This is a genomic window from Kribbella sp. NPDC048837 (assembly GCF_055586945.1).
The window spans coordinates 1,570,292-1,597,203 of the sequence record NZ_JBVJHF010000002.1 but is presented as its reverse complement, the minus strand read 5'-3'; the positions used below and the strand labels follow the sequence as shown (position 1 = coordinate 1,597,203).

The 26,912-nt window shown below is 69.2% G+C and carries 33 protein-coding genes; 10 read left to right on the top strand and 23 right to left on the bottom strand.

The window, feature by feature from the left end; genetic code table 11:
* Positions 1-185 precede the first annotated feature (185 nt).
* From ACZ6O0_RS15675 to ACZ6O0_RS15640, 8 genes are all read right to left on the bottom strand, one after another.
* Positions 186-872: a YoaK family protein gene (locus ACZ6O0_RS15675; protein WP_465765567.1), complete on the bottom strand. Its 687-nt coding sequence runs from the start codon at positions 870-872 to the stop codon at positions 186-188.
* Positions 873-894: 22 nt separating this feature from the next.
* Positions 895-1,455: a magnetosome magnetite crystal formation protein family gene (locus tag ACZ6O0_RS15670; RefSeq protein WP_465765566.1), complete on the bottom strand. Its 561-nt coding sequence runs from the start codon at positions 1,453-1,455 to the stop codon at positions 895-897.
* Positions 1,456-1,554: 99 nt separating this feature from the next.
* Positions 1,555-2,031, bottom strand: a complete 477-nt coding sequence (gene smpB, locus ACZ6O0_RS15665; RefSeq protein ID WP_465765565.1) for an SsrA-binding protein SmpB — start codon at positions 2,029-2,031, stop codon at positions 1,555-1,557.
* Positions 2,032-2,052: 21 nt separating this feature from the next.
* Positions 2,053-3,303 (bottom strand): peptidoglycan DD-metalloendopeptidase family protein, encoded by a 1,251-nt coding sequence (locus tag ACZ6O0_RS15660; protein ID WP_465765564.1) that lies wholly within the window; start codon positions 3,301-3,303, stop codon positions 2,053-2,055.
* A gap of 264 nt (positions 3,304-3,567) precedes the next feature.
* The gene (ftsX, locus tag ACZ6O0_RS15655) at positions 3,568-4,479 is read right to left on the bottom strand and encodes a permease-like cell division protein FtsX (RefSeq protein WP_465765563.1); all 912 of its coding nucleotides are present in this window, start codon (positions 4,477-4,479) and stop codon (positions 3,568-3,570) included.
* 19 nt (positions 4,480-4,498) lie between these two features.
* The gene (gene ftsE / locus ACZ6O0_RS15650; RefSeq protein WP_077013482.1) at positions 4,499-5,188 is read right to left on the bottom strand and encodes a cell division ATP-binding protein FtsE; all 690 of its coding nucleotides are present in this window, start codon (positions 5,186-5,188) and stop codon (positions 4,499-4,501) included.
* 159 nt (positions 5,189-5,347) lie between these two features.
* Positions 5,348-5,509, bottom strand: a complete 162-nt coding sequence (locus ACZ6O0_RS15645) for a hypothetical protein (RefSeq protein ID WP_465765562.1) — start codon at positions 5,507-5,509, stop codon at positions 5,348-5,350.
* Positions 5,502-5,882: a hypothetical protein gene (locus ACZ6O0_RS15640; protein ID WP_465765561.1), complete on the bottom strand. Its 381-nt coding sequence runs from the start codon at positions 5,880-5,882 to the stop codon at positions 5,502-5,504. The genes ACZ6O0_RS15645 and ACZ6O0_RS15640 overlap by 8 nt, the downstream gene beginning before the upstream one ends.
* 103 nt (positions 5,883-5,985) lie before the next feature.
* On the opposite strand from ACZ6O0_RS15640, the gene ACZ6O0_RS15635 reads away from it, so the two are divergent.
* The 3 genes from ACZ6O0_RS15635 (at position 5,986) to ACZ6O0_RS15625 (ending at position 8,930) form a co-directional block, all read left to right on the top strand.
* A complete protein-coding gene (locus ACZ6O0_RS15635; protein WP_465765560.1) occupies positions 5,986-7,056 on the top strand; it encodes a carbohydrate kinase family protein in 1,071 nt (356 codons plus the stop codon).
* 204 nt (positions 7,057-7,260) lie between these two features.
* Positions 7,261-8,526, top strand: coding sequence for an ABC transporter substrate-binding protein (locus ACZ6O0_RS15630; RefSeq protein WP_465765599.1), 1,266 nt, complete (start codon positions 7,261-7,263; stop codon positions 8,524-8,526).
* On the top strand, positions 8,526-8,930 hold the full coding sequence (locus ACZ6O0_RS15625) for a cytidine deaminase family protein (protein WP_465765559.1): 405 nt from the start codon (positions 8,526-8,528) through the stop codon (positions 8,928-8,930). The genes ACZ6O0_RS15630 and ACZ6O0_RS15625 overlap by 1 nt, the downstream gene beginning before the upstream one ends.
* Here ACZ6O0_RS15625 and ACZ6O0_RS15620 read toward each other — a convergent pair.
* Together ACZ6O0_RS15620 and ACZ6O0_RS15615 are read right to left on the bottom strand one after the other, a co-directional pair.
* Positions 8,927-9,259 (bottom strand): YciI family protein, encoded by a 333-nt coding sequence (locus tag ACZ6O0_RS15620; protein ID WP_465765558.1) that lies wholly within the window; start codon positions 9,257-9,259, stop codon positions 8,927-8,929. The genes ACZ6O0_RS15625 and ACZ6O0_RS15620 overlap by 4 nt on opposite strands.
* Positions 9,256-9,657: a VOC family protein gene (locus ACZ6O0_RS15615; RefSeq protein ID WP_465765557.1), complete on the bottom strand. Its 402-nt coding sequence runs from the start codon at positions 9,655-9,657 to the stop codon at positions 9,256-9,258. The genes ACZ6O0_RS15620 and ACZ6O0_RS15615 overlap by 4 nt, the downstream gene beginning before the upstream one ends.
* A 29-nt stretch (positions 9,658-9,686) precedes the next feature.
* Here ACZ6O0_RS15615 and ACZ6O0_RS15610 point away from each other — a divergent pair, with 29 nt between their 5' ends.
* Positions 9,687-10,232, top strand: a complete 546-nt coding sequence (locus ACZ6O0_RS15610) for a winged helix-turn-helix transcriptional regulator (RefSeq protein WP_465765556.1) — start codon at positions 9,687-9,689, stop codon at positions 10,230-10,232.
* Here the strand turns inward: ACZ6O0_RS15610 and ACZ6O0_RS15605 are convergent.
* Genes ACZ6O0_RS15605 through ACZ6O0_RS15585 form a run of 5 tightly spaced genes read right to left on the bottom strand, consistent with a single transcriptional unit; the run spans position 10,216 to position 14,459 of the window.
* Positions 10,216-11,208 carry a TIGR03842 family LLM class F420-dependent oxidoreductase gene (locus tag ACZ6O0_RS15605; RefSeq protein ID WP_465765555.1) on the bottom strand — a complete coding sequence of 331 codons (993 nt, stop codon included), beginning with the start codon at positions 11,206-11,208 and terminating at the stop codon, positions 10,216-10,218. The two genes, ACZ6O0_RS15610 and ACZ6O0_RS15605, sit on opposite strands and share 17 nt — an antisense overlap.
* A 14-nt stretch (positions 11,209-11,222) precedes the next feature.
* Positions 11,223-12,629, bottom strand: coding sequence for a dihydropyrimidinase (gene hydA, locus ACZ6O0_RS15600; RefSeq protein ID WP_465765554.1), 1,407 nt, complete (start codon positions 12,627-12,629; stop codon positions 11,223-11,225).
* Between the two features lie 31 nt (positions 12,630-12,660).
* Positions 12,661-13,539 carry a nitrilase-related carbon-nitrogen hydrolase gene (locus tag ACZ6O0_RS15595; RefSeq protein WP_465765553.1) on the bottom strand — a complete coding sequence of 293 codons (879 nt, stop codon included), beginning with the start codon at positions 13,537-13,539 and terminating at the stop codon, positions 12,661-12,663.
* A 43-nt stretch (positions 13,540-13,582) separates the two neighbouring features.
* A complete protein-coding gene (locus ACZ6O0_RS15590; RefSeq protein WP_465765552.1) occupies positions 13,583-14,260 on the bottom strand; it encodes a PhzF family phenazine biosynthesis protein in 678 nt (225 codons plus the stop codon).
* Positions 14,261-14,264: 4 nt separating this feature from the next.
* On the bottom strand, positions 14,265-14,459 hold the full coding sequence (locus tag ACZ6O0_RS15585) for a hypothetical protein (RefSeq protein WP_465765551.1): 195 nt from the start codon (positions 14,457-14,459) through the stop codon (positions 14,265-14,267).
* Between the two features lie 100 nt (positions 14,460-14,559).
* Between ACZ6O0_RS15585 and ACZ6O0_RS15580 the strand changes: the two genes are divergently transcribed.
* Entirely contained in the window at positions 14,560-14,976 is a 417-nt protein-coding gene (locus ACZ6O0_RS15580; RefSeq protein ID WP_465765550.1) for an SRPBCC family protein, read from the top strand.
* The gene (locus ACZ6O0_RS15575) at positions 14,966-15,514 is read left to right on the top strand and encodes a TetR/AcrR family transcriptional regulator (protein WP_465765549.1); all 549 of its coding nucleotides are present in this window, start codon (positions 14,966-14,968) and stop codon (positions 15,512-15,514) included. Before ACZ6O0_RS15580 ends, ACZ6O0_RS15575 begins: the two co-directional genes overlap by 11 nt.
* Here ACZ6O0_RS15575 and ACZ6O0_RS15570 read toward each other — a convergent pair.
* Positions 15,495-16,658: a serpin family protein gene (locus ACZ6O0_RS15570; protein ID WP_465765548.1), complete on the bottom strand. Its 1,164-nt coding sequence runs from the start codon at positions 16,656-16,658 to the stop codon at positions 15,495-15,497. The two genes, ACZ6O0_RS15575 and ACZ6O0_RS15570, sit on opposite strands and share 20 nt — an antisense overlap.
* Before the next feature lie 79 nt (positions 16,659-16,737).
* Here ACZ6O0_RS15570 and ACZ6O0_RS15565 point away from each other — a divergent pair, with 79 nt between their 5' ends.
* The gene (locus tag ACZ6O0_RS15565) at positions 16,738-17,727 is read left to right on the top strand and encodes a permease (protein ID WP_465765547.1); all 990 of its coding nucleotides are present in this window, start codon (positions 16,738-16,740) and stop codon (positions 17,725-17,727) included.
* Positions 17,724-18,413, top strand: a complete 690-nt coding sequence (locus tag ACZ6O0_RS15560; protein WP_465765546.1) for a TIGR03943 family putative permease subunit — start codon at positions 17,724-17,726, stop codon at positions 18,411-18,413. Before ACZ6O0_RS15565 ends, ACZ6O0_RS15560 begins: the two co-directional genes overlap by 4 nt.
* Here the strand turns inward: ACZ6O0_RS15560 and ACZ6O0_RS15555 are convergent.
* From ACZ6O0_RS15555 to ACZ6O0_RS15545, 3 genes are read right to left on the bottom strand one after another with little or no spacing between them, the layout of a single operon-like run.
* Positions 18,404-19,459: a serpin family protein gene (locus tag ACZ6O0_RS15555; protein ID WP_465765545.1), complete on the bottom strand. Its 1,056-nt coding sequence runs from the start codon at positions 19,457-19,459 to the stop codon at positions 18,404-18,406. The genes ACZ6O0_RS15560 and ACZ6O0_RS15555 overlap by 10 nt on opposite strands.
* 4 nt (positions 19,460-19,463) lie before the next feature.
* A complete protein-coding gene (locus tag ACZ6O0_RS15550; protein WP_465765544.1) occupies positions 19,464-19,748 on the bottom strand; it encodes an antibiotic biosynthesis monooxygenase family protein in 285 nt (94 codons plus the stop codon).
* A gap of 19 nt (positions 19,749-19,767) precedes the next feature.
* Positions 19,768-20,673, bottom strand: coding sequence for an EamA family transporter (locus ACZ6O0_RS15545; RefSeq protein WP_465765543.1), 906 nt, complete (start codon positions 20,671-20,673; stop codon positions 19,768-19,770).
* 73 nt (positions 20,674-20,746) lie between these two features.
* Between ACZ6O0_RS15545 and ACZ6O0_RS15540 the strand changes: the two genes are divergently transcribed.
* Positions 20,747-21,655: a LysR family transcriptional regulator gene (locus ACZ6O0_RS15540; RefSeq protein WP_465765542.1), complete on the top strand. Its 909-nt coding sequence runs from the start codon at positions 20,747-20,749 to the stop codon at positions 21,653-21,655.
* Positions 21,656-21,851: 196 nt separating this feature from the next.
* Here the strand turns inward: ACZ6O0_RS15540 and ACZ6O0_RS15535 are convergent, their stop codons facing one another.
* Positions 21,852-22,646 carry a helix-turn-helix transcriptional regulator gene (locus ACZ6O0_RS15535; protein ID WP_465765541.1) on the bottom strand — a complete coding sequence of 265 codons (795 nt, stop codon included), beginning with the start codon at positions 22,644-22,646 and terminating at the stop codon, positions 21,852-21,854.
* Positions 22,647-22,914: 268 nt separating this feature from the next.
* Here ACZ6O0_RS15535 and ACZ6O0_RS15530 point away from each other — a divergent pair, with 268 nt between their 5' ends.
* Positions 22,915-24,399, top strand: a complete 1,485-nt coding sequence (locus ACZ6O0_RS15530; RefSeq protein ID WP_465765540.1) for an MFS transporter — start codon at positions 22,915-22,917, stop codon at positions 24,397-24,399.
* Here the strand turns inward: ACZ6O0_RS15530 and ACZ6O0_RS15525 are convergent.
* From ACZ6O0_RS15525 to ACZ6O0_RS15515, 3 genes are read right to left on the bottom strand one after another with little or no spacing between them, the layout of a single operon-like run.
* Positions 24,356-25,150, bottom strand: a complete 795-nt coding sequence (locus tag ACZ6O0_RS15525) for a pentapeptide repeat-containing protein (RefSeq protein ID WP_465765539.1) — start codon at positions 25,148-25,150, stop codon at positions 24,356-24,358. The genes ACZ6O0_RS15530 and ACZ6O0_RS15525 overlap by 44 nt on opposite strands.
* Positions 25,134-26,255: a peptide chain release factor 2 gene (prfB, locus tag ACZ6O0_RS15520; RefSeq protein ID WP_465765538.1), complete on the bottom strand. Its 1,122-nt coding sequence runs from the start codon at positions 26,253-26,255 to the stop codon at positions 25,134-25,136. Before prfB ends, ACZ6O0_RS15525 begins: the two co-directional genes overlap by 17 nt.
* A gap of 18 nt (positions 26,256-26,273) precedes the next feature.
* On the bottom strand, positions 26,274-26,903 hold the full coding sequence (locus ACZ6O0_RS15515; protein WP_465765537.1) for a TetR/AcrR family transcriptional regulator: 630 nt from the start codon (positions 26,901-26,903) through the stop codon (positions 26,274-26,276).
* Positions 26,904-26,912: the final 9 nt, after the last annotated feature.

Genomic DNA, 26,912 nt, shown 5'->3' with positions numbered 1-26,912 from the left:
AACGAGATAACCCTGGATCCTCGGCCCGCTTCTCTTGGAACTAACGTCCAAAGTCGAAACCGTTCACCCCCTGTTGAGTTGTCAAACTCCCACCAAGCCCCGAGGGGTGGTGGAAGATCCACACTATCAAGTCCAACAGACCGCCCGCACCTCACATTCCCGGCCGGAGCGGCGGGCCGGAGCGGTCAGGGGGCCGGATCCCGGGTTCTGGCGGGCGCCAGGACGAAGATCAGCGCCGACGCGGCCACCGCGGCGCCGGCCAGGGCGATGACACCGGACGTGGTCTTCTGGAGCAGCAACGCCCCGATCGCCGCACCGGCGAGCATGGCGGCGATGGACCCCAGTCGGCGGTGCGGTTTGGCGGTCCGGCCGGTGCCGAGGACGCTGTCGGCGGCCAGGCCGGTGAGCGTCAGTGTGAGGACAGTCGTGGTCATGTCGCGCGGCGCCACGTGCCGGACCGTCGCGTTCTGCAGCCCGAAGCAGGCCGCCAGCGCCACGATCAGCAGGTACGACGACCCGCCCGTCTCCCGCAGTACGCCGACGCCCACGAGCAGCGCGCACACCCACAACACGACCGCCTGCACCCCGAAGACCGTCCCCAACCACCGCCGCGGCCGCCCGTCCAGCAGACGAGCCGCCCGCCCGCCGGCTAGTGACCCGAGCACGAAGCCCAGCACCGCCGCCACCGGCGGCCCGAAGCGGAACCCTGACTCCGGCGCCACCGCGAAGCCGAGGAAGACGATGTTCCCCGTCATGTTCGCCACGAACGTGTGCCCGAGGCTCAGATAACTCACCGCATCGATCAACCCGGTGGCCGCAGTCAGCCCCAGGAACGCGGTGACCTCCCAGCGCGCCGCGACAGGAACAACCATGCCGCCCAGCGTAAGAGAGGAGCTACTTGATCAGCCGCACGGTGAAGGGGTAGCGGAAGTTCGTGCCGACCGCGGTGGCGAGGCCGCCGATGCCGGTGAGGACGAACCAGAGGATGCCGAGCAGCGGGAAGAGGAAGCCCGTGAAGCCGTGCGTCGCCCCGGTCATGATCCCCAGGAGGGCGAACGCGCCGAACGCGGTCAGCTGGAAGTTCAGCGCCTCGACCGCGTGCCTGCGGACCGCCGGGTTCTTCTGACCGGATGTCGCGACCACGATCGCCGGGCCGACGAAGAACGTCGGGTACCCGAGCCAGTGCGCCACTGTCCCCATCCCGCGCCCGTTGGAGTCGTACCGCTGGAGCGGGGCCGGTCGGGTGAAGGCGGCCGGCGCGTACGTCGGGACCGGCCGGGAGACGAGTCCGTCGAACGTGCTGTTCAGCTCGGCGCGCGTGCGGGCCTTCAGCGCGAGCTCCAGCCGGGTGTCGAACTCGGCGTGGTCCAGGCGGCCGTCGGCGTACATTTCTTTCAGGATCTCGACCGCGCGGTCCCGTTGGGCCGGCGTCACCAGCAGGTCTGAAGTGGACATGCCTCCACTCTGCGCGCCGGCGGCCGCCCACCCCATCGGGTGCAGCCCCCAGCAACCCCTGACCCGACCCCAGCCATCACTCGGGTCCGGCGACCGGGCTCAGCGCCTGCGGGTCCGGTCCGACAGCGCGCGCCGGGCCTCGCGGTCGGCCTGCCGCTCGGCCAGGGCCTGCCGCTTGTCGTAGTCCTTCTTGCCGCGCCCGGTGGCGAGCTCGACCTTGGCGTACCCGTCCTTGAAGTACAGCGACAGCGGGATCAGCGAGACGCCCTGCTGCTCGACGGCCCGGATCAGCTTCTGCATCTCGTCCTTGTGCAGCAGCAGCTTGCGGGTCCGCCGGGGCTCGTGGTTGGTCCAGGTGCCGTGCTTGTACTCAGGGATGTGCATCCCCTGCAGCCACAGCTCGTTGCCCCGGACCGCGGCGAACGCGTCGACGAGGGAGGCCCGGCCCTGTCGCAGGGACTTCACCTCGGTCCCCGTCAGCACCAGCCCGGCCTCCACCACGTCCTCGATGTGGTAGTCGTGTCGCGCCTTCCGGTTCTGCGCGATCGGCTTCTGCTGGCCGGTCTGTTTCACCATCCGACCAGTATCTCAGACCGTCTACAACCACTTCATCGGATTAACCACGCGGCCGTCCTGGTACACCATGAAGTGCAGGTGGCAGCCGGTGGAGTAGCCGGTCGTTCCGGCGTACCCGATGATCTCGCCCTTGCTGACCCGCTCACCGACGTGGGCCTTGTACCGCGACAGGTGGTTGTAGACCGTCGTGATCGAGGACCCGTCCATCACTCCGTGTGAGACGAACAGCCGGTTGCCGTAGCCGCCGTTGTAGTACTTGTCGGTCACCACCCCGTCGGCCGCGGCGCGGATCGGCGTACCGCAGGGGGCACGGAAGTCGGTGCCGTCGTGCAGCTTCCAGTAGTGCAGCACCGGGTGGAACCGCATCCCGTACGGCGAGGTGATGTAGCTGCTCACCGGGTAGCTGAGTCCGCCGTCGTCGGGGGCGTCCGGGATCTTCCGCGGCGGCCGGCCCTCCTTGCGCGCCTTCGCCCGTTCGGCCTTCTCCGCGGCCGCCTTGCGGCGGGCGGCGGCGGCCTTCTCGGCCTTGGCCCGGGCGATCAGGATCTGCTCGACCCGGCTCCGCTCGCGCAGCAGCGAGTTGTACTGCGCCAGCTCGGTGTTCTTCTCCTTCTCGGCGGCCTTGAACGCGACCAGCTTGACCTGCGCGACCGCGGCGGCCTCGGCCTTGTCGGCCGCCACCTGCCTGGTCAGCTCGGTCACCTGCTGCACCGTCCGCGCGGCCTCGGCCCGGGCGTCCGCGGCGGCCTGCTCGGCGGCCGCGACCTTGACCCGCTTGCTGGCCAGCTGCGCCTGCGCGTTGTTCAGGTTGGTGATCGCGTTGCCCTGGATGCCGAACACGTTCCGCTGCACCTGCATCCCGGTGGCGATCTCGGCCGGCGACGCGCCCCGCAAGGCGATCGACAACCCGACCAGGCTGTTCTGCTGCTGGTACGCCGATCGCACCGCCCGGCCGGCCACGGCCCGCTTCTCCGCGATCAGCTGCTCACCGGCTTCGACGTCGGCGACCGCCGTGCGCAAGGCCTGTTCGGCCGCGGCGAGCTTGCTCGCGGCCACCAGATCGGCCGCCTTCGCGGCGGCGAGCCTGCCCTGGGCGGCGGCATACCGGACCTGGACGGCCTGGTACTTCACCTCGGCCTGGTTGTACGCGGCCACGGACTTGCCGAGCTGGTCGGACGCCTCGGCGAGATCGACCTTCTGCTGGTTGATCTGCGAGTCGAGTTGCTTCTTCTTCGCGGCTGGATCGGGCGGGTCCGCCTGGGCAGACGGCACCGCCGCCAGGACTCCGGCGGACAGGGACAGGACAAGGCAGCAAGCAGCGACCACCGTCGGCCGGCCCTGCGGTCTCGTGCGCGATCGCGGGTACGGCGGAGCGGAGGTGCCGGTGCTGTCGTCTCGCTGGATGCTCCCCCGCCTACGCGGGTTCGCACCGGGGAAGTGCGGGACCACAGGTCGACCCCTTGCTCTGGATGAAGTTGTCGTGCGGTGCAGGAGTTACTGCTGTGACTCCTGGTACTGCACGATAGGTCACCCGGGTCAGACTTTGAGGTATTTCCGTGTTGTCAGGAATGTCGGGACGACCGCGAGCACCAGGCCGACCACCACCATGATCAGCGTGGCCCGGAAGGTCTCGGTGGCGCCGACCCACTGCCAGACCCGGAACGTCTCCTGGGCCCGCTGCATGACGACGAAGTACACCCCGACCCACAAGGTGCCGCAGGCAAGGACCGCGCCGATGAGTGCCGCCAGGACCGCTTCGAGCAGGAACGGCAGCTGGATATAGAAGTTCGACGCGCCCACCAGGCGCATGATGCCGATCTCACGTCTACGGGCGTACGCCGCCAACCGGATCGTGTTCGAGATCTGCATCAGCGCGGCGACCAGCAGCAGACCCGCCGCCACCAGCGCTCCGACTTGCAAGCCGTTCAGCGCCTTGAACAACGGGTCCAGATACTGTCTGAGGTCCTGGACGGTGTCGACGCCGGGCAGGCCGCTGACCGCGCTGACCAGGTTCTGGTAGCGCTGCGGGTCGCGCAGCTTGACCCGGAAGGACTCCTGCATCTGGTCCTCGGTGACCGTGCTGACGATCGGCGAGTCCTTGTACAGCTTCTTGAACGAGTCGAACGCCTCCCGCTTCGACTCCGAGAACACGCCGTCGGGCGCGGTGTCCGGGTTCGCCGTGATCACCTGCTGGATCCGGTTCTTCTGCTCCTGCGTCACCTCGGCGCCGGAGCAGCCGCGGCCGCCGGAGTCCTTGGTGCAGAGGAAGACCGAGATCTGGATCTTGTCGTACCAGTTCCCCTTCATCAGGTCGACCTGCTCGCGGGCGAGCAGCGCGCTGCCGAACAGCGACAGGGAGACCCAGATGGTGACGACGACCGCGATCGTCATCGAGAGGTTCCGCTTCAGCCCGATACCGAGGTCGGAGAGGATGTAGTTCAAGCGCATCAGTCAGTAGTCCCTGTTCTCAGTGCTGGTAGCCGTAGACGCCGCGCGACTCGTCGCGGACGACATGACCGTTCTCCAGCTCGATCACGCGCTTGCGCATCTGGTCGACGATGGACACGTCGTGGGTGGCCATCACGACCGTGGTGCCGGTCCGGTTGATCCGGTCCAGCAGCTTCATGATGCCCACCGACGTACCAGGGTCCAGGTTTCCGGTCGGCTCGTCGGCGATCAGGATCATCGGCCGGTTCACGAACGCGCGGGCGATCGCGACCCGCTGCTGCTCACCGCCGGACAGCTCGTCGGGGAGCCGGTCCTCCTTGCCGTCCAGGCCGACCAGCTCCAGCACCTCGGGCACCGTCTTGCGGATGTGCGAGCGGGGCTTGCCGATCACCTGCAGGGCGAACGCCACGTTCTCCGCGACGGTCTTGTTCGGCAGCAGGCGGAAGTCCTGGAACACGGTCCCGATCTGCCGGCGCATCTGCGGGATCCGCCAGCTGGCCAGCCGGTTCAGGTCCTTGCCGGCCACCATGATGTGACCCTTGGACGTCCGGTGCTCACGCAGGACCAGACGCAGGAACGTCGACTTGCCGGACCCGGAGGTGCCGACGAGGAAGACGAACTCGCCTTTTTCGATCTCGACGTTGACGTTCAGCAGAGCGGCCTTGGACTGGCCCTCGTACGTCTTGGACACATTCTCGAAGCGGATCACGGGATCATCCGGCCGTGGTCGGGAACAGGGAGCGACGCAACGGTAACCACGTGGTGCACCGTACGCCACCGAAGCGGCCGTGAGTCAGTGTAGGTGCTCCCGGGCGTGCCGCCGACCAGACCTGCCGGTCCGTGCGGGCGCGTCCGATAGACGGTGTGCTCAGGCGGGGGCGGGGGCCGCGCCGCCGTTGTCCGGGCGGGCGTCGGCGATGCGGGCGAGGCCCGGCTCGGGTTTGCGGCCGGCGCGGCGGGCCGCCTCGACGTGCAGCCGGGCCAGCTCGACGGCCTGTCGGGAGACCTTCAAGGTCCTCTTCTCAGCCATTCTCACTGTCTCCCTCGACGATCTCGACGTCCAAGTCCGCAGTATCAGCGTACGCGGCCGGGCCGACCCGGTCGATCGCAACGGAGGCGGTCAGCGCGGCGACCAGGTCGTAGTCCTCGGGCTGTAACAGCTCCGAGCGCATCAGTGAGCGCAGCGTCACCACACCGGCGTCCGTCCCCGCGTCCTCGCCCTCGAGGATCTGCTCGACCGCCCACCGGACCATCCGCATGGTCTCCTCGCGATGCCGCCAGGTGTCCAGCTCACGATCCGACTTGCGGGTCAGGTACGACCCCAGTGCCACACCACCGAGCGCGAGCAGGGGACTCAGCACAGTCATCACCACACCGACCACCGAGATCCAGGTCGGAATCACGGACACACCCCGGCACTCATACGCGTCCTCCCAATTCCATGGTGATGACCGGTCGATGATGCTACGAAGGAGCATTCCACCGGCCACCGACAGAACCGCCAGCATGACAAGGAGCAGTGTCATCGTGATGGACGACCCGGACGCCTACGACGTATTCGTACAAGGCACGGTGTTCCTCGACATCGTGCTGACCGGCCTCGACTCCGCCCCGACCACCGGGACCGAGATCTTCGCCGAGGGGATGGGATCCTGCCCCGGCGGCGTCGCCAACTTCGCGATCGCGGCCAGCCGGCTCGGCCTGAAGACCGGCCTGGCCACGGTCTTCGGCGACGACGTGTACGCCGACTTCTGCTGGCGGACCCTGGCCGACCAGGAGGGCGTGGACCTGTCGCACTCCCGCCGGATCGGCCACTGGCACTCGCCGGTCACCGTCTCGATGTCGCTGGACCGCGACCGGGCGATGGTCACGCACGCGCACGAGGCCCCCGGCGACCCGAGCAAACTGGTCGGTCCCGGTCTGAAGACCCGGTCGGCGATCGTCCCGGTCGAAGCCGAGCTCCCGGGCTGGACGGTCGAGGCGATGCAGTCCGGGGCGCTGCTGTTCGGCGACGTCGGCTGGGACCCGACCGACGAGTGGTCGCCCGCGGTTCTCGACGTACTCGAGGGTTTCCACGCGTTCACCCCGAACGCGACCGAGGCGATGGCCTACACCCGGACCGACACCCCGAAGGCCGCGCTGCACAAGCTGGCCGAGCGCGTCCCGTTGGCGGTCGTCACGAACGGCGCGGACGGCGTACTCGCGATCGACTCGACGACCGGCGAAGAGGAGCAGGTGCCGGCCCTCCCGGTCCGGTCGTACGACCCGACCGGCGCTGGTGACGTCTTCCTCGCCTCGCTCGTCCTCGGCACGCTCCGCGGCTGGCCGCTCGCCCACCGGCTGGCCTTCGGCAACCTCTGCGCCGGCCTGTCGGTCCAGCACTTCGGCGGCTCGCTCGCGGCCCCCGGCTGGGGCGACATCATCGACTGGGTCCGCGACCACAGCCGCCACCGCCCCGGCGGCGTCGACCCCGAGATCCTCAAGCACTACACGTTCATCGGCGACGTCCTCCCCGAGGGCCCGGTCCCGATCGTCCGCCGCGCCTCAGCCACCATCGCCCGCCTCTCGGACGCGTGAGTCTTCCGGTCTGACGGTGCTCGCCCCGGCCAACCCACTGCCAACTCGCACTGCTCCTGAAGAGAAGCGAGCACGCACGTGATGCACAGCTGAACGTTACTCCGAAGACCGCGAGGTGGAAGTGCCGTGTTGGCGCACCGGGGGCGTCGTAGGGTCGGGGACGGTGTGCGGGCTGTGGGACCGCGCAGGACGGAGAACGGCGTGATGATCAGCAGGCGGCGGTTTCTGGCTGTCGGTGGTGGGCTGGCCGCGATGGCGGTGGCCGGGTGTGGGTCGAACAGCGGGCGGCCGGAGGCCGGTGGGTCGAGCGGGTCCAAGCCGGCGTTGTCGCAGTGGTACCACCAGTACGGCGAGGCCGGGACGCAGCAGGCGGTCGAGCGGTACGCGAAGGCCTACCCGGACGCGACCGTGACGGTGCAGTGGTCGCCGGGTGACTACGACAAGAAGACGTCGACCGCGTTGCTCACCGACCAGGGTCCGGATGTGTTCGAGTACGGCAACGGGCCGACCATCGACATGATCAAGGGCAACCAGGTCGTCGACCTGACCGACCTGCTCGGTGATGCCAAATCCGACTTAACCCCGTCGCTGATCGACCGGATGACCTACCAGGGCAAGCTTTACGGCATCCCGCAGGTCACCGACATGCAGCTACTCGTCTACCGCAAGAGCCTGCTCAGCGCGGCCGGCGTGCAGCCGCCACAGACCGTCGACGAACTGCTCGACGCCGCGAAGAAGCTGACCAACGACAAGACCAAGGGCCTGTTCGTCGGCAACGACGGCGGCGTCGGCATCCTCGGCGGTCCGGCGCTCTGGTCGGCCGGGCTGGACTACCTGACCGCGGACCACCAGTTCGGCTTCGACGACCCGGCCGCGGTCGAGTCGTTGCGCAAGCTGCGCGAGTTCTGGACCTCGAAGGTTCTGTTGCTCGGGGCACCGACCGACTGGTCCGACCCGTCCGCGTTCACGCAGGGCCTGACCGCGATGCAGTTCACCGGCCTGTGGACGCTGCCGGCCATCCAGAAGGCGTTCCCGGACGACTTCGGCGTACTCCCCTGGCCGAAGCTGAACGCGACCACCGGCGAGCCGAGTGTCCCGGTCGGCGCCTACGGCTCGTGCGTGAACGCGAAGTCGAAGAACGTCGACGCGGCGAAGAAGTTCGTCCAGTGGCTGTGGGTCGACCAGACCGACGACCAGCTCGACTTCGCCCAGTCGTACGGCTTCCACATCCCGGCCCGCAAGAGCCTGGTCGCGAAGGCGGACAAGCTCAAGTCCGGCCCGGCCGCCGACGCCGCGAAGTTCGTCAACGAGAACGGGCACGCGCAGACCCCGATCCTGTGGTCGCCGAAGTCGGGTACGGCGTACTCCGACGCCCTCAACCGGATCATCCGCAGCGGCGCCGACCCGGCCGCCGAGATCAAGACCGTCAAGACGGTCGTCGACGCCGAACTGAAGAGGATCGCCGGCTGATGGACGTGCAACCCCTGACCGACGACGACCGCGAGCTGATCGAGCTGGCCCGCCGGACGGTCGACGCGAACACCGACGGACCGGACGGCGTCTACACGATGGGCGCCGCGGTCCGCGGCGTGGACGGGCGGATGTACGCCGGGATCAACCTCTACCACTTCACCGGCGGCCCGTGCGCCGAGCTGGTCGCCCTCGGCCGGGCTCGCGCCGACGGTGCGCGCGAGCTGACCACGATCGTGGCCGTGGGCAACGAAGGTCGTGGCGTGGTCGGCCCGTGCGGGCGCGACCGGCAGGTGCTGGTCGACTACCACCCGACCATCCGCGTCATCCTGCCCACGGAGGACGGCGTCGGCTCGGTCCTCGCCACGGACCTGCTGCCGGGCGCCTACCGGTGGGAGCCCTAGGCCAGCCGGATCTCACCCTCGCGGAACCACCAGGTGATCGCCTCGGCCTCGAGGATGCCCGCGTGGACGGCCGGATCGTCGGCCGCGTGCCGGCGGGCCTCCTCGATACCGGTCCGGTAGACACACAGACCGCGCAGCTTCTCGTCGTCGTGATCGCGGAAGGGGCCGGCCGCACCCATCACGCCCTCCTTGCGCAGCCGGTCGAGGAAGTCCAGGTGCGCCGCCTGGACCCGGTCCTGCTCGTCGTCCGGCAGGACCGGCGGCTCGGCGGGGCGGCGGAGCAGGACGATCGTCAGACTCTCCATCCCCGGCCGCGGTGGCGTACTCACGACTCCCGGGCCGTCGGCCGGGCCTGCTCGACGAGCCGCTGCGCGAGCATGAACGTGTTGCCGTCCGGGTCGTAGAACGTCGCGAGGCGCACCTCGTCCGCGATCTGCCGGGTCGGCCCGTCGAAGCGTGTCCCGAGCGACTCGAGGTGCGTGCGGGCCTTGTCGATGTCCTGCACCCCGAAGGTGACCACCACCCCGCCGTCGGTCTTCGGCTTCTCGACCTGGCCGATCCCGACCGAGATCCCGGGCAGCGGCGTACTCAGCTCGGCCCAGCCCCAGGACTCCAGCCGGTGCACGACCTCGAATCCGAGCGCCTGCTCGTACCACCGGAGCGACTGCTCCAGATCGGCGACCTCGAGCGCGCAGACCGCGCGCCCGTCGTACTCGATGCTACTCATGGTCCTGTTTTTATACTAAGCTTACTTTCGTGTCAACGCTGGCGACCCTGGTCCACCTCCGCTGGGCCGTGCCGGTGCTCGCCGAACTGCATCGCGGCTACGGCGGCCGCTTCGTGAACCTCACCCACACCCTCGGCGTCGGCCGCGAGTCCCTCAGCCGGACGCTCACCTTCCTGACCGAGGCCGGCCTGATCCGGCGCAACCCGGGACACGGCCACCCGCTGCGACCGGAGTACCTGCTGACCGACGCCGGCGCGCGCCTCGCCGAGCCGGCCGCCGCGCTGACGGACCTGCTGCGCGAGCTCGACGCCACCGACGTCGGCCTGAAGAAGTGGTCCCTGCCGATCCTCGCGCTGCTCGCGGACGGCGAACGCCGCTTCTCCGAGCTTCGCAGTGCCCTGCCCGATACCTCGAACCGCGCGCTGACGCTGGCCCTGAAGGACCTCGAAGCCGCCGAGCTGATCACTCGGACCGTGACCACGGGCTACCCGCCGACGACGTCGTACGGCGTGACGCCGCCCGGACTGCGGTTGGCCCGCGCGGCCGAGCGGCTCCAGCTCAGAACGCCGGAATGATGTCCTTGCCGTAGGCGGCCAGCGTCTCTTCCTTGGCGTCGTGCTGGAGGTACACCGCGAACTGGTCGACGCCGAGCGCCTTCAGCTCCTCCAGCCGCGCCAGGTGATTCTCGACCGGGCCGAGGATGCAGAACCGGTCGACGACCTCGTCCGGCACGAAGTCCGTGTGGATGTTGCCCGCCCGGCCGTGCTGGGAGTAGTCGTAGCCCTTGCGCCCCTCGATGTAGTCCGTGAGCGCCTTCGGCACCGCGCCGGACGTCCCGTAACGCTCGACGATGTCGGCCACGTGGTTGCCGACCATCCCGCCGAACCACCGGGTCTGCTCACGCTGGTGGGCCAGGTCGTCCCCGACGTACGCCGGTGCCGCGACGCAGAACTTGATCGCGGCCGGATCCCGGCCCGCCTGCTCGGCGGAACGGCGAACCGCGGTGATCATCCACTCGGCGATGTCGGGGTCGGCCAGCTGCAGGATGTACCCGTCGCCGACCTCACCGGTCGCCGCCAGCGCCTTCGGTCCGTACGCCGCGACCCAGACGTCCAGCGCACCATGGTCGACCCAGGCGAACTTGAGCTGCTGACCGCGGTACTCGACCGTTTCGCCGCGGGCCATCGAGCGGACGATCTCGACACACTGCTTCATCTCGTCGATCGTGCCGGGCTTGGCGCCGAGCGTCCGTAGCGCGGAGTCGCCGCGGCCGATGCCGCAGATCGTCCGATTGCCGAACATCTCGTTCAAGGTGGCGAACTGGGACGCGATCACGGTCCAGTCCCGGGTGCCCGGGTTCGTCACCATCGGGCCGACGATCACCCGCCGGGTCGCGGCCAGGATCTGGCTGTAGATGACGAACGGCTCCTGCCAGAGCAGGTGCGAGTCGAACGTCCAGACGTAGCCGAACCCGGCCTCCTCGGCCTTCCGCGCCAGGTCCACGACCGTGGACGCGGGCGGATCGCACTGGAACACCACACCGAAGTCCACGGTCGCTCTCCCCCTTACATCAGATACGACGACAGGCCGCGCTTCAGGAACTTCCCCCGGCCCTTCCGGCCATGGTAGTTGCCATCAGCCACAATCACCTCGCCGCGCGAGATCACGGTGCCCACCCGGCCCTGGATCTCGACCCCTTCGTACGCCGAGTAGTCCATGTTCATGTGATGCGTCTCGACACCGATCCGCGTCGTACCGGCCGGGTCGTAGACGACCAGGTCGGCGTCCGAGCCGGGCTGGACGATCCCCTTCTGCGGGTACAGCCCGAACATCCGGGCCGGCGTGGTCGAGATCGTCTCGACCCAGCGCTCCAGCGAGAGCTTGCCGTCCACCACGCCCTGGTAGATCAGGTCGACGCGGTGCTCGACGCCGCCGATGCCGTTCGGGATCTTGGAGAAGTCACCGACGCCGAGCTCCTTCTGGTCCTTCATGCAGAACGGGCAGTGGTCGGTCGAGACGATCGCGAGATCGTTGCTCCTGAGGCCCTTCCACAGGTCGCGCGCGTGCGACTCGTGCTTGCTCCGCAGCGGGGTCGAGCAGACCCACTTCGCGCCTTCGAAGCCCGGCGCGCCGAGCTGGTCCTCCAGCGTCAGGTAGAGGTACTGCGGGCAGGTCTCGGCGAACACGTTCCGGCCGGCGTCGCGGGCGTGCGCGACGGCCTCCAGCGCGCCGCTCGCGGACAGGTGGACGATGTAGAGCGGGCAGTCCCGGGCGACCTCGGCCAGCGCGATCGCCCGGCTGGTCGCCTCGGTCTCCAGCGCCGCGGGCCGGGTGATGCCGTGGTAGATCGGGTCGGTCTCGCCACGGGCCAGCGCCTGCTGCACGAGGACGTCGATCGCGATGCCGTTCTCCGCGTGCATCATGATCATCGCGCCGTTCTCCCGCGCGGTCTGCATCGCCCGCAGGATCTGGCCGTCGTCGGAGTAGAAGACCCCCGGATAGGCCATGAACAGCTTGAAACTGGTGATGCCCTCGTCGGCGACCAACTGGTCCATCGCCTTCAGGGCGTCGGTGTCGACGCCGCCGAGGATCATGTGGAACGCGTAGTCGATGTGACAGTTGCCGTCGGCCTTGGCGTGCCAGGCGGCGAGGCCGTCCTGCACGACTTCGCCGGTCCGCTGGACGGCGAAGTCGATGATGGTCGTCGTACCGCCCCAGGCCGCGGCCCGGGTCCCGGTGTCGAAGGTGTCACTGGCCGCGGTGCCGCCGAACGGCAGCTCCATGTGCGTGTGCGCGTCGATCCCGCCCGGGATCACATACTTGCCGGCGGCATCGATCACCTCGTCGGCGGTGACCGCCGGGGTGTACGACGGATCGAGGACCGCGACGATCCTCTCGCCCTCCACGAGGACGTCCGCGACGCGGGTCCCGGTCGGTCCTACGACAGTTCCACCTTTGACCAGCAAAGACATCTGAAGCCACTCCCCTTTGAGCGCTTGTGTTCTAAGGCTTCGTCAGGTCCCCGTAGGCGTCCGGTCGGCGGTCGCGGTAGAACTGCCAGCGGTCCCGGACCGTGTCCAGGAGACTGAGGTCCAGGTCGCGGACGATCAGTTCCGGATCGTGGTCGGGGCCGACGTCCCCGACGAACTTCCCCTCCGGGTCGACGAAGTACGACGTACCGTAGAAGTCGTTCTCACCGAAGTCGGACTCGATGCCGACCCGGTTGATCGCCCCGATGAAGTACTCATTGGCCACCGCACTGGCCGGCTGCTCCAGCTTCCACAGGTACGCCGAGAGCCCGCGGCTGGTCGCCGACGGGTTGAACACGATCTTCGCGCCGGCCAGGCCGAGCGCGCGCCATCCCTCCGGGAAGTGCCGGTCGTAGCAGATGTACACGCCGATCCGGCCGACCGCGGTGTCGAACACCGGGTAGCCGAGGTTCCCCGGGCGGAAGTAGAACTTCTCCCAGAACCCCTTCACCTGCGGGATGTGGTTCTTCCGGTACTTGCCCAGGTACTTGCCGTCGGCATCGATGACGGCGGCCGTGTTGTAGAGCACGCCCGGCTGCTCCTGCTCGTACACCGGGAGCACCATCACCATCCCGAGCTCCTTGGCCAGCGCGGCGAACCGCTCGACGGTCGGCCCCGGCACGGCTTCGGCGTACTCGTAGAACTTCGGATCCTGCAACTGGCAGAAGTACGGCCCGTAGAACAGCTCCTGGAAGCACAACACCCGCACCCCGGCCGAAGCCGCCTGCCGCGCATACTCCTCATGCGCCTTGATCATGGACTCCTTGTCCCCGGTCCACGATGTCTGCACCAACCCAGCCCTGACAACCTCCGCCACCAGAACCTCCCCTATAGCCGAGCCCCCATGCTCCATCCGCTCCCCACCACCCGTCAACGGACACCGAAATCCGGGCGGGTCAGAACGTGAGGGTGCGCGGGGCCGCCGGGTGGACGTGGCCGCCGACTGTGGCGTGGGTGGGTGGGTTCCAGGTGGTGTGGAGCTGGGAGCCGAGGCCTTGGGTTATGTGGAGGGGGCGGGCCAGGCGGGCGGTTAGCTGGGTGGCGGCTGAGCCGGTGGCTTCGTCTTCGGGGACGCTCATGGCGGGGGCGAAGGCCCGGGCTCGGATGGTTCCGAGGGGCTCGTCGATCCAGGACCAGAGGTAGGTGTGGCCGGCCGTGTACGTCGTGGGGTCGGCGGCGAGGACGGCCTCCGGGGAGTCGAGCTGGTGCCATTCCCAGGTGCTGCCCCAGGTGGTGTCGGCCTCGACGGAGAAGAGGTCTGCCTGGCGGGTGACCGGGATGGGGCCGGCGGGGACGTGGAGGGTGTCGACGGGGTGGCCGTGGTGGTGGAGCCACCAGGCGGCGCCGACGGTGGGGTGGCCGGCGAAGGCCATCTCACCCGTGGCTGTGTAGATACGGAGCGTGCCGGTGGCCGGGTCGTCGACGTACACGGTCTCGCTGTAGCCGAGCTCGGCGGCCAGGCGCCGGCGGTCGGCGGGTGGGACGAGGTGGCCGGCGACGATGCCGAGGGGGTTGCCGAACCGGCCGTCGGGGTCGGTGAAGACCCTGACGACCTCGACGTGCAGGGTGGTCAACCGGTCAGAAGACGGCGATCGCGGCGATGACGGCGATCAGGACCACCGCGGCGCCGACGACGGCCAGGACACGGCCGTTCAGCTTCGGATCGGTGGTGGCCTCGGTCTGGCCCTCGTTCACGAAGGCGCGGAACATCTGCGTGTTCGCGCCCGGGTCCTGCTCGTTCTCCACGTTCTGCGGGACGTTCTGCTCAGCCATGGCCACAGACCCTACCTGGCACTCCCGCGGGCCCGGCGGACGCCCGCCGAACCCTGACACAGTGCTGACCTTTCTCTTGACCTGATGTACCATATGGTACATGCGCTTCGATCATTCCAGCACGATTCAGGCCCCGCCCGAGCGGGTGTGGCAGGTGTTCAGCGACGTCGAGCGGTGGCCCGAGTGGACGCCGACCGTCGAATCCGTCGAGCGGCTCGACGCGGGCCGCATCCACATCGGCGCCAAGACCCGGATCCGCCAGCCGAAGCTGCCGGTCGCGATCTGGGAGGTGACAGAGCTCAAGGAGGGCGAGTACTTCGAGTGGGTCTCCCGAGGTCCCGGGATCAAGACCACCGGCGGTCACCGCGTCGTCAGTACGCCGGAAGGCACGGTGGCGACCGCGACGATCATCCAGGAGGGTCCGCTCGGCTGGCTGTTCGGCAAGCTGTACGCCGGTCTCACCAAGCGCTACATCGCGACCGAGACGGAGAAGCTGAAGCAGATCAGTGAGTCGTGAGTCCCTGCTCTCCGATGCCGTCGAGCATTTCGCGAAGAACGGCATCGGGGACGCCAGCCTGCGCAGCATCGCCGCCTCCATCGGCACCAGCCACCGGATGCTGATCTACCACTTCGGCTCCCGCGAGGGACTGCTCGCCGAAGTGGTACGCACGGTCGAGCAGCAGCAGCGCGACCTGCTGGCCGAAGTGATGTCGACCGACCTCCCCCTGGCCGAGCAGAACGAACTGTTCTGGCGGCGCGTCACCGAGGCCACGCTGATCTACGGGCCGCTGTTCTTCGAGCTGAGCGCCCACGCGATGCAGGATCTCCCGCACACGGAGGCCCTCAAGGCGGATCTGATCAACGTGTGGCTGCCGCCGGTGATCGAGCTGTGCATCCGGGCGGGCATCCCGCCGGAGGAAGCACCGGCGTACGCGCGGCTCGGTCTGGCGGCGTCCCGTGGGTTGTTGTTCGACCTGCTGCTCACCGGTGACCAGGCCGGCGTCGACGAGGCGTCCGCGCTGCTGAACCGCCTGTTCAGTCTCCCGGCTCAGTAGGCGTCGCGACCCAGCCGGCGACGATCGGCAGCCGCGACTCCCGCAGTACGGCCGCGAACGCGAACGGCCGGTCCAGCGCGACGTCGAGCCGGCGGGCCTGGCGGGTCGGCATCGAGGCACGCATCAGAGCCATCGACGTGACGGCCGCGGCCTCGAACCCGGTCGCGAAGAACCGCGCGAGGACCTTCTGCTTGGCCTGCCCGACGGCGAGCGGCGTCGGGCTGATCGCGCTGAAGTGACCGCGCTCGCCCGGATCCGTGGTGACCGCGCTCAGCCCGAAGAGCTCCCGCAACGCCAGCAGATCGTGCTCCGCCTCCACGTTGAACGACGGCAACGTCAGCTTCAGGTCCGGTCGCGGCGCCGTGGTCTGCCCGACCTTCACCCCCGGCGCGATCTCCTCACCAGGCTGTCCCTGGTCGACCAGCCGGTTTCCGGGTACGCCGTCGCCCGGCCGGGCCGCGGCGTCGAGCAGCCCCACGAGTACGTCGGCCTGCCCGCCCGGCCCCACTCCGAGCAGTACGTCGACATCCGCGTCACCGCGCACCGTGATCACGGTCAGCTCGTCGTACCGGCGTACCGCATCGAGGTCGTCGTCGACACGGTCGAGCCAGTGCCAGGAGCCCGCCCACGGCCCGTCGTGGATCCGCCGGATCTGCTCGGTGAACGGCCGCACCCAGGTCGTCCGCAACGACAGCGCCGAGGCAAGCACGAGCATCACGTCCGGCGTGATCTCGAGCGGCATCTCCCGGATCAGGTCGTTGGTGTGCTGAGCCGCCCACGCGTCGAGCTTCGGCTTGTCGACGGCCGCCTGCCCGGTGAGCATGCCGACGAGCGGGGCCGGCATCACACTGTCGAAGGACTCCGCGAGCTTCAGGTGCTCGCTCACCCAGACCCCCAGCGCCGCGTGCAGATCGGCCGATCCGTCGATCGCCTGGATCAGCGCCAGCGCATCCCGCGAGCCCGTCGCCGCGTCGACCCCGGCGGCCGCGGCCAGCTCGGCGCGCCCGGGTTCGTCGGCGGCTGTCGCCAGGATCGCGAGCAGCGGCCAGAGGCCGAGCCCGGACACGACGGTGTTCCCCGCCGGGAGTTCACGGGCCCAGCGGGTGGTGAGGTCGTTGACTGCGCGCACCACGTCGGCATCCATACCACCACCCTGCCACACCGGCCCCGACCGGGATGACGCTGATTTTCATTTGCAAATGCTTTGTGTCAGGATGCCGCCCATGACGACGCCGACCGGCACCGTGAAGGAGTCCTCCGGGTCCTCGATCGTCTTCACCGCGACGTTGATCCTGCTGGTCGGGTCGGCGCTGTTCGGGCGCCGGATCTTCAGCGGGCTGTTCACCGACGACGGGGTCCGGACCTGGGCGACGATGTTCGTCGGTGTGACGGTGCAGGCGCTGCCGTTCCTGGTGCTCGGGGTCCTGCTGTCGGCGGCGCTGACCGCGTTCGTCCCGGCGTCGTTCTTCGCGAAGGCGCTGCCCAAGCACCCGGCCCTCGCCGTACCGGTCGCGAGCGCGTCCGGCGTCGTCCTGCCCGGCTGCGAATGCGCGTCGGTCCCGGTGTCGGCGGCGTTGATGAACCGTGGCGTGACCCCGGCCGCGGCGATCGCGTTCCTGCTGTCGGCGCCGGCGATCAACCCCGTCGTCCTCGCGTCGACCGCGGTCGCGTTCCCCGGTCAACCGAAGGTGGTGGTCGCCCGCGCGGTGACCTCTCTCGCGGTCTCGATGATCCTGGGCTGGCTGTGGCTGCTCAGCGGCAAGGGCGGGTCCTGGCTGAAGCTGCCGAAGAACCGGCACGCGGACGGCACCGGCAAGTTCGATGTGTTCCGGTCGGCGATGCTGCACGACTTCTTGCACGCCGGTGGGTTCCTGGTCGTCGGCGCCGCGGCGGCGGCCACGCTCAATGTGGTGGTCCCCCGCGCTTGGCTCGACCACGTTGCCGGGAACCTCTTGCTGTCCGTGCTGATCCTCGGGCTGCTCGCCGTACTGCTGGCGATCTGCTCCGAGGCGGACGCGTTCGTGGCGGCGAGCCTGACGCAGTTCTCACTGACCGCGCGGCTCGCGTTCATGGTGGTGGGGCCGATCGTGGACGTGAAGCTGATCGCGTTGCAGACCGGCACGTTCGGCCCGAAGTTCGCCGTACGGTTCGCGCCGGCCACCTTCGTGGTCGCGGTCCTCGCCAGTCTCGTCGTCGGGTGGTGGTTGCTGTGAAGCGCAACGTCGCAGGATTGGTGATCGTGTTCGTCGGGGCCGCGGTGGTGCAGCTCGCGACGTCGGGGACCTATCTGCGGTACGTGAAACCCGGGATGCGGTGGATGCTGCTGGCGGCCGGTCTGACCCTCATCGTGCTTGCGGTGGCCGACGTACTCGCGGAAACACGCACGCAGGACGACGGGCATGGGCATCACGGTCTGCCCAGAGCGGCCTGGTTGCTGCTGATCCCGATCTTCGCGCTGCTTGTCGTCGACCCGCCGGCCCTCGGGGCGGACGCGGCCCAGCGCCAGTCACCGGTCGCCTCGAAACCCGTGGCTCCCAAGGACAATGCCTGGCTCGCGAGCCGGGGCAACGCTCCCGTGGCACTCGCCGTACGGGACTACTCCGTCTGGGCGGTCTGGGAGAAGGACAGCATGCAGGGCCGCGCTTTCCAGCTGACCGGCTTCGTGACCCCGGCCAAGAACGGCACCTGGTACGTGACCCGCATCGGCCTGACCTGCTGCGTCGCCGACGGTACGGCGTTCATGGTCGAGGCTCGCGGCCAGGCGGCGCCACCGAAGAACCAGTGGGTCACCGTGACCGGTCAATGGGCCGAGCCGACCAAACGTGTCGACGGCGACGTCGCCGCCCTCACAGTCGAGACGGTCACCCCGGTCGCTGCACCAGTCAACCCCTACGAGTAGTTCACCCAGCCCGCCACCACGGGTACGCCGGTCGCCCGGTGGACGGCGATGAACCCGAACGGATGCTCCAGCGACACCAGCAGCGCCTTCCCGCCCGGCATCGGCGCGGACCCGGCGGCCATCGGCATCGCGGTGACAGCGGCCGCCTCGAACCCGGTGGCCGAGAAGCGGGCCATCACCGCCTGCTTGGCCTGGTCGATCGCGAGCGGCTGCGGACTCAGCCCCGGGAAGTGCCCGCGGCTGTGGTCCATCGCCGTCCGCAGCCCGAACACGTCGGGACGCTCGAGCAGATCGTGTTCCGCGTCGACCTCGAAGTACGGCATCGACAGGATCACGCTCGGCGTCGGCGACATCGACTCGATCACCTGGAGCGCCGGCGCCGACGCCTCCCGGGCCAGCAGTTCCGAACCACTCACCCCGTCCCCGTCCACCTCGAGCGCAGCCACGAGTACGGCGCCTCGCCCGGCCTCACCCGCCACCAGACGTACGTCGAACTCGCCGGTGCCGACGACCGTCACCACGGTCAGCGGACCCGCCTCCGACTCGTGGACGCGCACGCTGGAGAGGTCGTAGTCCGTCCGCCCCAGCCAGCGACGATCTCCGCGCGGGTACTCGGTGAACGGCAAGGCCCACTTGGTCTGCAACGCCAGCGCGGATGCGAGCACCAGCAGCACGGCCGGGGTCAGCTGGATCGGCATCCGCCGCAACAGCCCGTCGGTCCGCTCGACCACCCACGCATCCAGCGCGGCCTGATCGGTCAACGTGCCCTGGACCTCCGGCGGCAGGAACCGATCGACCCCCGGCTGCAGCTCGATCTCCGGCCGGGTCCACAGTCCCAAGGCCATCCGGAGCTCGGTTGTCTGCAGGAGACCGTCGTACCGCCCGCCGGCGGCTTCGGCGAGCTCACTGCGCGCCGGGTCGTTGGCGAGCTCGGCGAGGATCGCGAGCAGCGGCTGGACGCCGAGGCCGGAGACGACGGTGCTCTCCTCGCCGGGGAGGCTCTCGATCCAGCGAGCGGTCAGCCGGCCGACGTTGTCGCCAGCCATGCGCTCAGACGTCCGTGAAGTGCTCGACGTGCGGCGGGTTGGCGAAGTGCGGGCCGATCAGGCCGCGCCAGACGCCGAACGCGTCACTCGCGCGGAACGCCTCGTGCGCCGCGACCGACTCCCACTCGACCTGCAGAACGAAGCGGGTGGAGGTCTCGATCCCGCGGACCATCCGGATCTCTCCGCTGCCCTCCGCGTTCTCGAGCTGCTTGCGGGCTTCCAGATAGGCGGCCGCGAACGCGTCCTCCTGGCCGGCGATCACATCGAACAACGCGACTTCGAGCACCATGCCGCCAACCCTATCGGGGCTAGGCGGCAGTCTCGGTCAGAATCTGTTCCCCGGACCGCGTCGGGCGCGGCGGCCGCCGCCGGATCACGGTGCAGGCCATGCCGCCGATCACCAGGACCGCCGCGATCGCCTGCTGGAGTCCGACCGCCTCGCCACGGACGAGCCAGGCGGTGGCCATCGCGACGATCGGCACCAAGAGGGAGAACGGCGCTACCGTGCTGGCGTCGTACTGGCGCAGCAGATAGCCCCAGGTGCCGAAGCCGAACAGGGTGGCGACGAAGGCGAGGTAGCCGATCGCGCCGACGCCGGTGAGCTGGATCCCGCGCAGTGCGTCCAGATCCGCCCGCGGTCCCTCGGTGACCAGGGAAAGAAGCGTCAGCGGTACGACGGCCACCGCGCTGACCCAGATCATGAAGCGCAGCGTGTCCTGCGGCTTGGCGTGCCGGGTGATCGTGTTGGAGACACCCCAGCACGCGCCGGCCGCGATCACCAGGACGAGCCCGCCGAGCGGCGCGGAGAGCCCGTGGTCGAGCATGATCAGCACCATCCCGGCGCACGCGATCACGATGCCGGCCACCTGCGCCCGCCGCGGACGCTCGCGCAGTACGACGATCGCGAACACGACCGTGAAGATCACCTGGCTCTGCAGCACCAGCGACGCCAGGCCGGCCGGGACACCGCCCTTCATCGCGATGAACAGCAGGCCGAACTTCGCCACCCCGAGCGCGAGACCGACGCCGATCACGTACCGCCAGGCAACCCGCGGCTTGCCGAGCAGGAAGATCGCGGGCACCGCGGCGAAGAAGAACCGCAACGCCGAGAACAGCAGCGGCGGGAAGTCCTCGAGCCCGACCTCGATGACGACGAAGTTCACTCCCCAGACGAGGACGACGGCCAGGGCGAGCAGCAGGTCACGGGGTTTCATGCCGTCCAGTGTCGGCGGGACTACACTTAAGGACCAGCACCGATTGCTACCTCCTTCGATGTAGGAGTGCTACATGATGGATCTTGGCCGGCTCCGCGCCCTGCAAGCCGTCGCGCAGTACGGCTCGGTCAACCGCGCCGCCGAGGTGCTCGGATACACGCCGTCGGCGGTGTCGCAGCAGCTGGCCAAGCTGGAGCGGGAGACGCGGACCACGCTGGTCGAGCGGCAGGGGCGCGGGATCGTGCTGACCGACGCGGCCCGGCAGCTGGCGGCGACCGCGTCGCGGATTCTCGAGCTGGTCGAGGACGCCGAGCTGACGCTGGAAGAGCAACGCGGACAGGCGATCGGGACGCTGAGCATCGCCGCGTTCCCGACCGCCGCCCGGGGATTGTTGCCGCACGCGCTGGGTCGTCTGATGGACGAGAATCCGGGCCTCGATATCCGTCTCACCGAGACCGATCCGTTCGAGGCGGTTGCCGCGGTCAACCGTGGCGAGGTCCACGTCGCGGTCGTGCACGACTGGCACAACGCCCCACTGAGCCTGCCGGAGGGCCTGTCCCGCGTGAAGCTCGGGTCGGATCCGGCGGATGTGCTGGTCCCGGCGACGCATCGCCTGGCCGGCAAGGAGTTCGTCCGCGCCGAGGACCTGGTCGGCGAGCGCTGGATCTGCCAGCCGGCCGGATCGGTCTGCTACGAGTGGCTGATCCGGACGATGCGCCGCGCGGGAGTCGAGCCGAATGTCGTCTACTCAGTCGCGGAGTACCAGACCCAGCTGGCCATGCTTGCCCGCGGCATCGGTATCGGCCTGCTCCCGCGGCTCGGCCGCGGCACGCTCCCCGACGGCGTGGTGGTGATCCCGCTGCAGCCCGCCCCGAGCCGCCGCCTGTACGCCGTCTGGCGTACGACGACCTCCCGCCGCCCGGCGATCTCGGTCACCCTGCAGACGCTGAAAGCCGCCTGGCCCGACCGCGACACCGCCTGATCGAATCTGATCACCTTGCGCGACCGGTTGACAGCGTTCCGCAGTGACCGTTAGGTTCACGTGAACTATTAGGAAACCTTCCTAACCACCCTTTCATCCCGGCCCCGACGCAGTAGGAGGCCGGCTGACCGCCCCTCAGCCGGCCCGTCAGCGGCCAGCCAACCCGCCCCCAAGTTGGGCTCGTCACCCCGGCCTTTCAGCTGGAGGGGACGAGGATTCGGAGTTTGGCTTCGGTGGCTTCGTCTGCGGCGGTGTAGATGTTGGCGCGGAGTTGGCCGGCGCGGGTCAGCCACATGATCGCCGGCTCGATCCGCAGGAGGCCGACCTTCGCGTTCTCCAGCACCTTGATCCGGGTGCTCGGCGCGGCGACGTCGTACCGCTCCCACAACTCCGCGAACACCGGGGAACTGGCCAGCAGCCGCTGGGTCAGGTCCTGCCACAACGGCTCGCCCAGATGATCGGCCAGCGCGGCGCGGTAGGCGGCGACCATGTGGTGCTGCATCGACTCCGACTCCGTGAAGCTGCAGCGCCATTCCTTCGACACGAAGGTCAGCCAGAGGATGTTGCGCTCCTCGACCGGGATCGCGCGCAGGTCGAGGATGACGTCGCAGTACGCGTCGTTGAACGCGAGGATGTCGTAGCGGGCGTTCAGTACGAGCGCCGGGTACGGCGAGACCGTGTCGAGCATCTTCTGGATCGACGCGGGCAGCACCGTGCACTCGCCGTGGACAGGGCCGAGTGGGAGACCGGCCAGGGTGTAGAGGTGGTCGCGCTCCAGCCGGTCGAGCCGCAGTGTGTTCGCCACCGACTCCAGGACCTGCGCCGACACGTTGATGTTGCGCCCCTGCTCGAGCCAGGTGTACCAAGTGACGCCCACCCCCGCGAGCAACGCCACCTCTTCCCGCCGCAGCCCCGGCGTCCGCCGCCGCCCACCCGGCGCGAACCCAACCTCCTCCGGCTGAATCCGCTCCCGCCGACTCCGCAAAAACACCCCCAACTCCCGCCGCCGCTCCCCCTTCCCGCGCCACCGCCCGGGACCGCCGCGGCAGGGGCAGTGGGTGGAGCAGCTGCGGTGATGGTGATGCGCTCCTCCTCGGCACCCGCGCGGCGCGAAGCGTCGTGGGCTGGAGTGTCGGTGGGGGCTGGGAGGGTGGTCATGGGTCCATCATGGGGGGTGGTGGAGCCTGGTTCCAGGTGGTGGGAATACCTGGATAAGTAGGCTCTCACCACCAGGCTGGGAGTGCGCGCAGGGTGGAGGTATGACTGACCAGCTCCAAGCTGCCACCGCCCGTGATACTCCTGCTGCCACCGCCCGTGACACCCCCGCCGCGCACCCGCGGGGCGCCGGCTCGCCGTTGGGGACGGTGGCTTTGACTACCTTGTTGTTCGGTGCGTTCCTGCCGATGCTTTCCTTCTTCATCATCAACGTCGCGCTGCCCGCGATCGGATCCGACCTGCAGGCGAGCTCCGGTGAGCTTCAGCTCGTCGTCGGCAGCTACGGGATCGCCAACGCGACCCTGCTCGTGGTCGGCGGCCGGCTCGGCGACGGCTTCGGGCGCAAGCGCCTGTTCCTGATCGGCCTCACCGGCTTCACCGTGATGTCGCTGATCTGCGCCATCGCACCGACCATCGGCGTACTCCTGGCCGCCCGCGTCGTCCAGGGCGCCGCGGCCGCCGCGATGACCCCGCAGGTCCTCGCGTCGATCTCCAGCCTGCTCACCGGCGAACACCGCGCCCGCGCGATGGCGATGTTCGGTGTGGCCGGCGGTGCCGCGGCCGCGCTCGGCCAGATCCTGGGCGGCGTACTGGTCGAGGCCAACGTCTTCGACCTCGGCTGGCGGGCCGTGTTCCTGGTCAACGTCCCAGTCGGCGTCCTGGCCGTAGCGGCCGCCATCCGGCTGCTCCCGGAGACCAAGGCCGACAAGGCCCAGCGCGTGGACCTCATCGGCGCCGCCCTGCTCGCACTGACCCTGGTGCTCCTGCTTCTGCCGCTCACCGAGGGACGCCCACTCGGCTGGCCGCTGTGGACCTGGCTCTGCCTCGCCGCCACCATCCCGGCCGTAGCGGTGCTCGGCGTGCATCAGCACCGCTCCGAGCGGTCCGGCCAGGCCCCGCTGATCCCACCGACCGTCCTGCGGCTCAAAGCGATGCGGATCGGCCTCCTGCTCGCGGTGGCGTTCTTCACCACATTCGGCGGCTTCATGTTCGTCTTCGCGCTCGCCACGCAGGGCGAGGCGCACATGTCCCCACTGGAAGGCGGTCTGAGCCTGCTGCCGATGGCGGTCGGGTTCCTCATCACCTCGATCTACGGCCCCCGCCTGCAGGTGCGGTACGGCGCCGGCCTGATCCTGCGCGGCTGGATCATCCAGGCCGTCGGCTACGCCCTGCTCGCGGTCGTCGCCCTCACCCTGTGGCCGGACGTGGACCCGTGGAAGCTCGCCGTACCGATGCTGGTCGCGGGCTTCGGCTCCGGTCTCGTCATGGTGCCGCTGATCGGAGTGGTGCTCAGTCAGGTCCCGCCCACCCAGGCCGGCCTGGGCAGTGGCATCCTGCTCACCAGCCAGCAGACCTGTCTCGCACTCGGCGCGGCCACGGTCGGTACGGCGTACCTCGCGCTGGCGGGCACGTCGTGGGGCCAGGGCAAGGCACTCGCCGCGGTAGCGCTGGCCATCACCGCAGTGTCACTGCTGATGACTCCGGTCACGCATCAACTGCGCTCGCGCTCCAGTGTGATGGGCGGCTAACAGCGTCCGGCAGCTTGGTGAACCGGTCACCACGCGCGGCGTTGACCTGGGACTGGGTGAGGAACAACGCGCCCGTCAGGTCGGCGCCGCGCAGATCCGCGTCGCGGAGGTCCGCGCCGATCAGATCCGCCTGGCGGAGGTCGGCGTCGCGAAGGTCGGCCGCGATCAGGTAAGCGCCACGCAGGTTGGCCTTCGCGAGGTCCGCGCCGCGGAGGCGGGCGCCGATCAGGTCCGCGCCGCGGCGCTCCTTCTTCTTACTCTGCTTGCCGCGGACGAGCCCACTGATCTTCAGCAGCAACTCGTTCACCGCGGCCCGCTCCGCGATCACGTCGACGGTCGTGAGATCCGCCGTACGGCTCACGCTCTCGACCCGGTCGATCGCCGCACGCAGCTCGGGCTCGAACGCCTGGTAATCAAGGGCTTCCGTGAGATACCAGAGCAGCTCGTGCAGCTGACGCAGGATCGGCAGGGCCGCGAACATCTGCTGTCCCGGCTGCTCCCGCCAGCTCGTGCCGGCCCGCCGGGAGATCTCCTGGCCGGCGCCGAAGCAGTCGTAGACCGTGCACCCGGGGAAGCCCGCCATACGCAGCTTGCTGTGAATCGTGCAGCGGAAGTCCTGGCTGAGATTCGGGCAGGCCTCACCCGCGGGCTTGTCCAGAGCGAAGTCCGCCGACTTCGCGAACGTCAGCGCGACACAGCAGAGGCCGAAGCAGCTACCGCAGTCGGCGCGGAGGTCAGTTCTGTTCGGCAACCGTCTGGCCGGTGCGGCGCCAGCGGATGCCGGCCTCGATGAAGTCGTCGATCTCGCCGTCGAAGACACCGGACGTGTTCCCGGACTCGTACTGCGTCCGCAGGTCCTTCACCATCTGGTACGGGTGCAGGACGTACGACCGCATCTGGTCGCCCCACGAGCCCTGCACGTCCCCGCGCAGCGCGTCGATCTGGGCCCGTTCCTCGGCCTTCTTCAGCGCCAGCAGCTTCGCCTTCAGGATGACCATCGCGCTGGCCTTGTTCTGCAGCTGGGACTTCTCGTTCTGGCAGGAGACCACGGTGCCGGTCGGGATGTGCGTGATCCGGACGGCGGAGTCGGTGGTGTTGACGCTCTGACCACCCGGGCCGGACGAGCGGTACACGTCGATCCGCAGCTCTTCCTCCGGTACGTCGATCTCGTCGGTCTGCTCGAGCACCGGGACCACCTCGACCGCGGCGAACGAGGTCTGCCGGCGGCCCTGGTTGTCGAACGGCGAGATCCGGACCAGCCGGTGCGTGCCCGACTCCACACTCAACGTGCCGTACGCGTACGGCGCCTTGACCCCGAAGGTGGTCGACTTGATCCCGGCCTCTTCGGCGTACGACGTGTCGTAGACCTCGGTCGGATAGCCGTGCCGCTCGGCCCAGCGCAGGTACATCCGCTGCAGCATCTCGGCGAAGTCGGCCGCGTCCACGCCGCCCGCGCCGGAACGGATCGTGACGAGGGCCTCGCGCTCGTCGTACTCACCCGAGAGCAGCGTGCGGACCTCGAGGGACTGGATCGCCTTGGCCAGCGAGCCGAGCTCCTTCTCCGCCTCGGCCATGCTGTCCGCGTCGTTCTCCTCGCGGCCGAGCTCGACCAGGACGCCGAGGTCGTCGACCCGGCTGCGCAGCGCGGTCACCCGCTCGACGTCGGCCTGCAGGCTGGACAGCCGCGATGTCACCTTCTGCGCGTTCGCCTGGTCGTCCCACAGGTCCGGCGCCGCCACCTGCTCCCCGAGGTCGGCGATCTCACGGCGCAGAGCATCGAGATCGAGCACCTTCTCGATCGAGGTCAGCGTCGCGTCGAGCTGCTTGAGCTCCGCGTCAAAATCCAGTCCAGCCACAACCAAGCAGCGTACCCGCTACGCGGTCGTTGCCGGTAAACCGAGACCTTTGCGCAGTACGCCGAAGACGTAGGTGGCGGCTTTCCCGAGCTCGGTGTGCACGTGTTCGAGCTCGGCCGCGGTCGGTTCGCCGGGCAGCAGGCGCAGCAGTTCTTCCTCCAGCACCTTCAACGCGGCCGCGAACTGGGCGGCGATCAACCGGTTCCGCAGGTGCTCGGGGTGGCGTTCGTCGAGCGCGGCGGTGAGCAGCGTCTCCATCTCCGCCACGTTCAGCCGGCGACGGGCCCGCAGCGCGGCGCTGTCCTCGATCGTCCGGGTGAACTGCTTCCAGGTCGCCAGATGGCCGGCTTCGAGCCGCTCCCGGATCCCGGCCAGGTAGCTCGCCGCCAGCACTTCCACCGGATCCGCCCCGGCCGGCGCCTCCCGGATCGCCCGCGCCGGGCCCCGCCACCACCCCTGCTCGTCGAAGAACAGGTCTTCCTTGGCCGGGAAGTGGTTGAACACCGTCTGGACGGCGACATCGGCGGCGCGCGCGACCTCCGCCACGGTCACCGCGTCGAAGCCGCGCTCGAGGAACAGCGTCGTCGCGACATCCGAGATCGCCTGCCGGGTCTGCCGCTTCTTCCGCTCCCGCCGCCCGCTCTCCATTGGACAGAG